The organism is Trebonia sp. (genome assembly GCF_049794275.1).
Classification (GTDB): Bacteria; Actinomycetota; Actinomycetes; order Streptosporangiales; family Streptosporangiaceae; genus Trebonia.
On the sequence record NZ_JBARCR010000130.1, the window covers coordinates 1 to 8,864 of the forward strand.

Here is an 8,864-nt window from a genome sequence, read left to right on the forward strand (position 1 = left end):
TCCCGGCGCTGATCAACCTCACCGTTCCCGCAGGCAATATCTTCGGCTGGTCCTCCGCTCCCGGCGAGGCCGGCAGCTGGGGACTGACCGACCCCGACGACACCCGCCGCCTGGTCCAGGCCGCCTCAGCCCATCCCCGCACCCGCTGGTGCTTCACCCTCCTCGGGCCCGACGGCACCGCGGTCGCGCACGGCTGCGCCCGCGGCCAGCACCCGTGGACACCCGGACCAGACAGCGGCGGCGGCAGCCGTGACGGCCCCGCCACCAGCGGCACCACAGCCACCGGGCACTCAGGCCGCGACGGGCCGGACGCCCGGCAGGCCGCTGCGCTCGCCGACCTGCTGCGCGACCTCAACGTCACGTTCACCCCGATCGCCAAGGGCACCTGCGACCACGCCGGCCAGGAAGACCGCTACACCCCCAGCCGGAAACTGAAACACCTGGTCCGCGCCCGCACCGCGACCTGCCCCGCACCCGGCTGCGGCGCGCAGGCCTACCACAACGACCTCGACCACACCCTCGCCTACCCCGCCGGGATCACCTGCCAGTGCGACCTGGCCCCGCCCTGCCGCCGCCATCATCGGGTCAAGCAGGCACCCGGCTGGACGCTCACCCAGCCCGAGCCCGGCGTCATGCGCTGGACCACACCCTCCGGACGCAGCTACACCACCAGACCCACCGTCTACGACGCCTAGAGAACCACATGGGAGACTGCGGCCATGAGCGAACAACCGCCGAAGCTTGCTCAGCTGAACCTGCTGGTCGAGGACATGGCCGCCAGCCTGGACTTCTACCGGCGGCTCGGCGTGGCGACGGCCGATGAGGACGGCGGTCCGCACGCGGAACTGAGCCTGCCGGGCGGGGTCAGTCTTGAACTGGACACGACGGAGTCCGCCCGGCTGTGGCACGCGGGAGTCCGGGCTGACCCCGCGAGCGGCCGGGTCGTCATCGGGTTTTCCCTGCCGTCACGGGAGGCGGTCGACGCGGCCTACGCGGAGCTGACCGCCGCGGGATACCAGGGGCGGCAGCCGCCCTTCGACGCGTTCTGGGGCGGCAGGTATGCCATCGTGGCCGACCCCAGCGGCAACGACGTCGGCCTGATGAGCCCGATCGACGACTCGATGCGCACCTGGAGCTGGCCACCGGAAGAGTCGCCCGCATGACACGCGTTCAGCGGTTCACCGCCAGCGTGGACGTCGGGCCCCGCGGCCGCGGGATCATCGCGGTTCCGTTCGACCCCGATGAGGCGTGGGGCGCCAAGTCCCAGCATCCGGTGGGCGGCAGGATCGACGGCAGGAAGGTCCGGGGGACGGTCACGTCCGCCGATGATGGCTGGGTGTTCACGCTGCCCTCGATGTGGATGTGCGACGCCGGCGTCTCAGCCGGGACGGACGTGACCGTCGAGTTGCACCCGGAAGGCCCGCAGCGCGGCGATCTCGCCGAAGACATCGCCACCGCGCTGGCGGCCAACCCGGCCGCCGCGGCGTTCTGGGACACGCTGGCGCAGTTCTACCGCAAGGCTTATCTCCGCTGGATCGACGCGACGACACGCCGCCCGGACCTGCGCGCGGTCCGCATCGCCGAGGTCGTGGACCTGCTCGCGGCGGGGGTCAAGGAACGACCGCGACCGCGAGACTAGACCGTTAACCGCGCTCGATCGCGGTGCCAAGCAGGCCGAGCGGGGGCGAGCCGAGCGCCAGCAGCGCGCTGTGGAAGCGCTTCAGCGTGAACCCCGCGCCCCACGCGGCGCGGGCCTGCTCGCGCCTGCGCATGATCTCCAGCTTGCCCCACGTGTACCGGCCGTAGGTCGGGTCGAACGTCGCCCGCCGCGCCTCCGACAGCGCGGCCTCACCCGTCAGGTGGGTGTCCGTCGCGAACCGCGCGGCCGCGTCGTCGACCGTCCACCCGGCGGTGTGCACGCCGAGCGCGCAGGCCAGCCGGGTCACCCGGACGAGGGCCTCCAGCCACACTCCGATGGCGAACCGCGGGTCGTCGGCGAGGAACCCCTCCTCGACCGACAGCTCCTCGGCGTAGTGCGCCCAGCCCTCGACGAACGCGTCAGAGAACAGGGTCCGTCGCACGTCGCCGGCCGCGTGGCGCAGCGCCTGGTGGTGCGAGAAGTGCCCGGGCGCCACTTCGTGCACGGTGATGGCCGGCAGCGTGGTCGCGCTGAACACCTCGAGCCATTCCTCGGCTTGCGCCGCCGGCCAGGATGGATCCGGCGGGGTGATCCAGTACCAGGACGGCGCGTCCGGCTCGGCGGGCGCGTTGGTGGAGATCATCGCCATCGCCCAGCGCCGTGACTCGGGCGCCTCGCCGACCAGGCACACGCCGTCGTTCACCGGCATCAGGTCCCGCTCGCGGGTGAAGTCGATGGCCCGCGCCGTCCAGTCCCGCGCCGCGGTGAGCACCCCGGCGCTGTCCGGGTGGTCCTTCACGAGCTCGCGGGCCACGTCCAGCGCAGGCCGGCTCGCGTCGACCGCGGCGCACGACGCGGTGAGCCGCTCGGTCAGCCGGTCCCGTTCCGCGTCCGCCTGCACCGCCAGCTTGCCCAGGTCGACGTCGGTCGCCTCGGCGGTGCTGAGCAGCGCGGTCAGCGCCGCGGACCCGAGCGCCGCGTCTGGCGAGCCCGACGACGCCGCCTCCGACACGTGCGCGACGAGCCGGGCATGCGCGGTGAGCGCCGCCTCCCGCGCTCCGGGGTCCGCGTCCGCCGGAATACCCGCGGCCAGTCCCTGGATGCCGCCGAGCAGCGATTCGGCGACCGGCGCGCTCAGCTCGTCGAGCGACGAGATCGCCGCGTCGATCACCCGGGGCCAGGCCGCCAGGTGCGCGGCGCGGGCCGCGTCCCGTTCGGCAGCGGGCGCGTAGTCCTTGTCGTAGCAGGCCAGGTCCAGCTCGCCCAGGTGGAACAGCGGGTTGCGCCGGTGCAGCTCCAGGTCGGCGAACATCACCCGGCGATAATCCTCGGCCGCCCGCAAGTGCGCCTCGTCGTGCGGGTCGGGCTGCGCGGAGCCGGCCTTCCGCGCCGCCTCCAGCTTGGCGAGCCCCGCCGTCACCCCGGCCGGGGACAGGTCCTGCGGGATGCCGTCGTATTCGTGCCGGCCGCCGTACTCGCGCGCCTCAGCGACGTTCAGGTCGCAGACCGCGCGCACCCGTGGATCGAGGTCGCTCATGGGTGAGACGTTACAGTGTTTGGCATGGCAACCATCCCGGAGTTCACGACCAGGCCGGAGCTCGCGGGCACGTTCGGCATGGTGGCGTCCACGCACTGGCTGGCCTCGGCGGCCGGGATGGCGGTGCTGGAGAAGGGCGGCAACGCCTTCGACGCCGCGGCCGCCGCCGGCTTCGTGCTGCAGGTCGTCGAGCCGCACCTCAACGGCCCCGGCGGCGAGGTGCCGGTGATCGGCTATGACACCAGGCGCGGCGAGACGTTCGTGGTCTGCGGGCAGGGCACCGCCCCCGCCGGAGCGACCCTAGGCGCCTACCGGGAACTCGGGCTCGACCTTGTGCCGGGCAGCGGGCTGCTGGCGGCGTGCGTGCCCGGCGCGTTCGGCGGCTGGCTGCTGCTGCTGCGCGAGTACGGCACCCTGCAGCTGCGCGACGTGCTCAGCTACGCGATCGGCTACGCCGAGTCCGGATTCGCCCTGATCCCGAGCATCAGCTGGTCCATCGCGAGCGTGACCGACCTGTTCCGCGAGCACTGGACCAGCTCCGCCCGCGTGTACCTGCCCGACGGGGGAGTGCCCGCGCCGGGCAGCAGGTTCGCCAACCCGGCGCTGGCCGAGACGTACAAGAAGGTCCTCGCCGCGGCGGAGGCGGCGGGCGAGGACCGTGAAGCGCAGCTCGAGGCCGCGCGCCGCGCCTGGTACAGCGGGTTCGTCGCCGAAGCGATCGGCAAGTTCGCGGCCACCGAGGTGATGGACGTCACCGGGGAGCGGCACCGCGGTTTCCTCACCGCGCAGGACCTGTCGACCTGGCACGCTCGCCTGGAAGCGCCGGTCACCTACGACTACCAGGGCCTGACCGTGTGCAAGACCGGCCCGTGGGGCCAGGGACCGGTGTTCCTGCAGCAGCTGGCGCTGCTCAGCGGCTACGACCTCAGCGCGATGGAGCCCGGCGGCGCGGAGTACATCCACACCGTGACCGAGTGCGCCAAGCTCGCCTTCGCGGACCGCGAGGCCTGGTACGGCGACCCTGACTTCACCGACGTGCCGCTCGGCGAGCTGCTGTCAGCCGCGTACAACGACGAACGGCGCAAGCTCGTCGGCGACACCGCGAGCACGGAGCTGCTGCCCGGCCGGCCCGGGGGGAGAGAACCGGAGCTGCCGGGATTCGCCACGCGCCCGTTCGGGATAAAAGGACCAGACGGCACCCTCCACAGGAGTGGCGGACGGGGCAGCGGCGACCCCGGCGTCGACCCGGCGACGGGGGAACCGCTCAACCGGTCGATCCACGCGCAGGCGCGGCGCGGCGACACCTGCCACGTCGACGTCGCGGACCGCTGGGGCAACGTGGTCACCGCGACGCCGAGCGGCGGCTGGCTGTCGTCCTCGCCGGTCATCCCCGAGCTCGGGTTCTGCCTCGGGACGCGGGCGCAGATGTTCGCTCTCGACCCCGGGCTGCCCGCCACGATCGCGCCGGGCAAGCGGCCGCGGACCACGCTGAGCCCGACGCTGGCGCTGCGCGACGGCGAGCCGTACGTGGCGTTCGGCACGCCGGGCGGGGATCAGCAGGACCAGTGGACGCTCGGGTTCTTCCTGAACCACGTGCACTTCGGGATGAACCTGCAGCAGGCGATCGACTTCCCGGCGTTCCACTCCAGGCACATGCCGTCCTCGTTCTACCCGCGCGAGGCGTACCCGGCGGAACTGGACGCCGAAGAAAGGGTGGGGGAGGAAGTGATCGGCGAGCTGGACGACCGCGGGCACGAGGTGAACGTGCAGGCGCCGTGGTCGCTGGGCCGGGTCAGCGCCGTCGCCAGGCGCGGCGGGATGCTGTACGGCGCCGCCAACCCCCGCGGCATGCAGGGCTACGCCGTCGGCCGCTGACCGCCGGGAGCACCGAAAACGCCGGGAGCGCCGAGAGCGCCGAGAGCGCCGGTGACACTTGTCATGGCCGGCCGCTGAGCGAGCGCACTACCGCGCCCCGCCCGCTTGATGGTGGTATGGGTGCGGCGCGCGCCGCTGACAGGGGACAGCGCGCGCCGTAGCTTGCGCCCAAACCAGCCCACCACAAGGGGAACAGTGACGAGCCACAGCGGAACGGGACCGGTCGTCTCGTTCGAGAACGTCAGCAAGCACTACGGTCAACTGAAAGCGGTCGACGGGCTGAGCCTCGACCTGCGAGCGGGGGAAACCGTCGCACTGCTCGGCCCGAACGGCGCCGGCAAGTCCACCTCGCTGGACATGCTCCTCGCGCTGCGGAAGCCGACGGCGGGGAAGATCCAGATGTTCGGCAACGACCCGTACCACGCGGTCAAGTCCGGCCGCGTCGGCGCCATGCTCCAGTCCGGCGGGCTGATGCCCGAGGTGACGGTCCGCGAACTGGTCACGCTCGTCGCCGGACTGCACCCGCGGCCAGTTCCCGTCGACACCACGCTGCGCAGGGCCGGCATCGCGGACATCGCCGACCAGCGCGTGGACCGGCTGTCCGGCGGGCAGACGCAGCGCGTCAGGTTCTCGCTCGCGATCGCCGGCGAATCCGACCTGATCGTGCTCGACGAGCCGACCACGGCGATGGACGTGGAGACCAGGCGGCGGTTCTGGGCGCAGATGAAGGAAGAGGTCGCCGAGGGCAGGACGCTGCTGTTCGCGACCCACTACCTGGAGGAGGCCGACCAGGCCGCCGACCGCATCCTGGTGATCAACCGGGGACGGCTGCTCGCTGACGGCACGCCGGACGACATCAAGAAGAGGGCCGGCGCCAAGCGGATGTCGTTCCACCTCGACGGGGTGGACGAGTCGGTGCTGCTCCGCCTGCCGGGGATTGTCAGCCTGGAGACCAGGCACGACTTCGTGCAGCTCCAGACCGACGACTCTGACGCGACGCTGTACGCGCTGCTCGACGCCGGCTACCGGCCGAGCGAGGTCGAGATCGGCAGCCTCGGCCTCGAGCAGGCGTTCCTCGCCATCACGGCGGAAGACGACCGAGCCGGCGAGACCGAGTCGGCGCCCGCACGCTGACTTTCACGAGGGAGACGAAAAGCAAATGAGTGGCATCTTGCTGCTGACGCGGACGGAGATCAACCGGCTGCGCCGCAACAGAAGGTACCTGATCTTTACCACGGCCCTGCCTGTGGTCCTCTACCTGCTCTGGTCCAAGGCGGGGAAGTCCGCCTACGGGGTGGATTTCGCGGCCTACTACATGGTCGCGATGGCGACGTTCGGCGCGTTCGCCGGCGCGCTCAACGGCAACGCCATCCGGATCTCCGAGGAGCGTAAGGTCGGCTGGATCAGGCAGCTGCGGCTTACCCCGCTGCCCGCCAGCGGCTACGTGGTCGCCAAGATCCTGACCGCCATGGCGACCACGCTCGTGTCGATCGTGATCGTCATGCTTGTCGGCCGGTTCTACGGCGGCGTGCACCTGGCGCTCTGGCAGTGGTTCGTGGTCGCGGCCATCGTCTGGCTCGGCTCGACGATCTTCGCGGCGCTCGCGGTCGCGATCGGCTACCGGTATCCGCCGGACCAGGCGCAGCCGATCACGCTGTTCGTGTACCTCGTGTTCACCATCCTCGGCGGCGTGTGGTTCCCGCTCACCGGCGCGCTCGGGAACATCGGCAAGGCCACGCCCACGTACGAGGCGATAAGGATCTCCACCGACGTCATCGGCAACGTGTCGGTGCCCGGCTACCTGATCCTCGGCCTGTTCGTCTGGCTGGCGGTCTTCGCCGCGCTCGCGACGCTCTCGGTGCGCTCGATGGCCGAGACTGTCTGATAAGAAACCCTGTCGCAGAACGGGCAGAACGGATGGTGGACGGCACCGTGACAGAGACTCCTGATCAAAGCCTGCTGAGCAGGGGTTTCGGTCAGCTGCGGCCGCGCGGCTGGCGGTGGCTGCGGCTGCTGTTCTCCGCCATCTGGCTCGTCTACCTGGCGCAGCCGCTGTCCACCCTGTCCGGCCACGAGCACAGCGTCCTGTTCCAGGTGGCTGCGGTCGTCGTCGCCCTCTGGTTCTGCGCCGTGTTCATCGTCGCGGTCATCCAGTGGGACGAGCACCCGGCGCTGGCCCGGTGGTCCGTCTGGCTGCTGTTCCCGCTGGCCGCCGCCTTCAACCTGATGTTCCACGGCGAGAACGTGGGCGGCGGCGTGGTGTGGATCTACGTGTCGTCCGCCGTCGGCTGGGCGGTGCCGGACCGGCGGTGGGCGGTGCGCGCGGTGTTCGGCGTCGCCGCCTGCTACCTCTTCTTCGGCTGGCTCGGCCACGACGACATCTCGGACATGCTGATCACGCTGATCCCCGTGGTGTTCGTCGGCATCACGATGTCCGGCTTCCGGGTGCAGATGAAGCTGATGTGGGAGCTGCGCCAGGCGCGCGAAGAGGTGGCGAAGCACGCCGCGAGCGAAGAGCGGCTGCGGCTCGCCAGGGACATGCACGACCTCACCGGCCAGTCGCTGTCCATGATCACGCTCAAGTCCGAGCTCGCGGCGCGGCTGCTGGAGCGGCTGCCGGAAGGCCCCGACAGGGACCGGGTCGCCGACGAGATCCTGCAGGTCGCGGCCGTGAGCCGGCAGACCCTGCACGACATCCGCGACGCGATCAGCGGGTACCGGCGCCCGACGCTCGCGGTCGAGACGATCACCGCCCGCACCGCCCTGGAGAGCGCGGGGATCGTGCCGCACGACGACCCGGAGCTCACGCTGCTGTCCGGCACGTTCAACCCGGACGCGGAGGCGGCGCTGGCCTGGTGCCTGCGCGAGGCGGTCACGAACGTGATCCGCCACTCGGGCGCGAAGAACTGCTTCATCCGCCTCAGCCGCCACGACGAGACGCAGACGCTCTCGCTCCAGGTTCGCGACGACGGCCGAGGATGCCCGGGCGGGGAGGCCGCGGACCCGGGCCGGCCGGCCGAGATCCCGGCCGGTGCCGGCACCGGCCTGCACGGGATGTCCGAGCGGCTGTGCGCGGTCGGCGGCGGCCTGGAGCTGCGCCCGGGCGCGCAAGGCTTCTGCCTCGTCGCGACGGTGCCGATGGCTCCCGTGGTTTCCGCCGCCGCGGGCGTTACCGTAACCACGTGACTCCCATCCGGGTGCTGATCGCCGAAGACCAGGAGATGATCCGCGAAGCCCTGGCGGCGCTGCTGTCGTTCGAGGACGACATCGAGGTCGTCGCCCAGGTGGGCCGCGGCGACGAGGTGACGCCGGCCGCGCTGGCCAGCAAGCCGGACGTCGCGCTGCTCGACATAGAGATGCCCGGCATGGACGGCCTCACCGCCGCCGCGGCGCTCAGCCAGGCCAGCCCCGGCACCAAGATCGTCATCCTCACCACGTTCGGGCGGCCCGGCTACCTGCGACGCGCGATGGAGGCCGGCGCCTCGGGCTTCGTGGTCAAGGACTCCCCTGCGGACCGGCTCGCGAGGACGATCAGGCAGGTGCTCAGCGGGCAGCGGGTCATCGACCCGGAGCTGGCCGCCGCCGCGCTGGCCGAGGGCGCCAGCCCGCTGACCCCGCGCGAACGAGACGTCCTCGCGGCGAGCCAGGACGGCGCCACGATCGCCGAGATCGCGGTGGCGCTGTACCTGTCGGAGGGGACGGTGCGGAACTACCTGTCCGCCTGCATCCAGAAGACCGGCGCCCGCAACAGGACCGAGGCGCTGCGCGTCGCTGAGGAACGCGGCTGGCTGTGACCCAGCCCTGCATCGCGGC

9 protein-coding genes are annotated in these 8,864 nt (G+C 71.7%); 8 read left to right on the forward strand and 1 reads right to left on the reverse strand.

The features are described from left to right. From WA805_RS03525 to WA805_RS03535, 3 genes are all read left to right on the forward strand, one after another. Positions 1-695 (forward strand): hypothetical protein (locus WA805_RS03525; RefSeq protein WP_425241634.1); only part of this gene is annotated, 695 nt, incomplete at its 5' end. A 24-nt stretch (positions 696-719) separates the two neighbouring features. Further along, positions 720-1,163 (forward strand): VOC family protein, encoded by a 444-nt coding sequence (locus tag WA805_RS03530; RefSeq protein ID WP_425241635.1) that lies wholly within the window; start codon positions 720-722, stop codon positions 1,161-1,163. Continuing rightward, positions 1,160-1,639 carry a YdeI/OmpD-associated family protein gene (locus WA805_RS03535; protein WP_425241636.1) on the forward strand — a complete coding sequence of 160 codons (480 nt, stop codon included), beginning with the start codon at positions 1,160-1,162 and terminating at the stop codon, positions 1,637-1,639. The genes WA805_RS03530 and WA805_RS03535 overlap by 4 nt, the downstream gene beginning before the upstream one ends. Before the next feature lie 4 nt (positions 1,640-1,643). Here WA805_RS03535 and WA805_RS03540 read toward each other — a convergent pair whose 3' ends face one another. Beyond that, on the reverse strand, positions 1,644-3,176 hold the full coding sequence (locus WA805_RS03540) for a DUF885 family protein (RefSeq protein WP_425241637.1): 1,533 nt from the start codon (positions 3,174-3,176) through the stop codon (positions 1,644-1,646). A gap of 24 nt (positions 3,177-3,200) precedes the next feature. On the opposite strand from WA805_RS03540, the gene WA805_RS03545 reads away from it, so the two are divergent. The 5 genes from WA805_RS03545 to WA805_RS03565 all read left to right on the forward strand — a co-directional run bounded on the left by WA805_RS03545 (position 3,201) and on the right by WA805_RS03565 (position 8,845). After that, positions 3,201-5,051: a gamma-glutamyltransferase family protein gene (locus WA805_RS03545; protein WP_425241638.1), complete on the forward strand. Its 1,851-nt coding sequence runs from the start codon at positions 3,201-3,203 to the stop codon at positions 5,049-5,051. Positions 5,052-5,246: 195 nt separating this feature from the next. Next, the gene (locus WA805_RS03550; RefSeq protein WP_422286117.1) at positions 5,247-6,185 is read left to right on the forward strand and encodes an ATP-binding cassette domain-containing protein; all 939 of its coding nucleotides are present in this window, start codon (positions 5,247-5,249) and stop codon (positions 6,183-6,185) included. A 25-nt stretch (positions 6,186-6,210) separates the two neighbouring features. Next, positions 6,211-6,936 (forward strand): ABC transporter permease, encoded by a 726-nt coding sequence (locus WA805_RS03555; protein WP_422272266.1) that lies wholly within the window; start codon positions 6,211-6,213, stop codon positions 6,934-6,936. 47 nt (positions 6,937-6,983) lie between these two features. Then, the gene (locus WA805_RS03560) at positions 6,984-8,237 is read left to right on the forward strand and encodes a sensor histidine kinase (protein WP_425241639.1); all 1,254 of its coding nucleotides are present in this window, start codon (positions 6,984-6,986) and stop codon (positions 8,235-8,237) included. Beyond that, positions 8,234-8,845, forward strand: a complete 612-nt coding sequence (locus tag WA805_RS03565; RefSeq protein ID WP_422275660.1) for a response regulator — start codon at positions 8,234-8,236, stop codon at positions 8,843-8,845. Before WA805_RS03560 ends, WA805_RS03565 begins: the two co-directional genes overlap by 4 nt. The last annotated feature ends 19 nt before the right edge of the window (positions 8,846-8,864 follow it).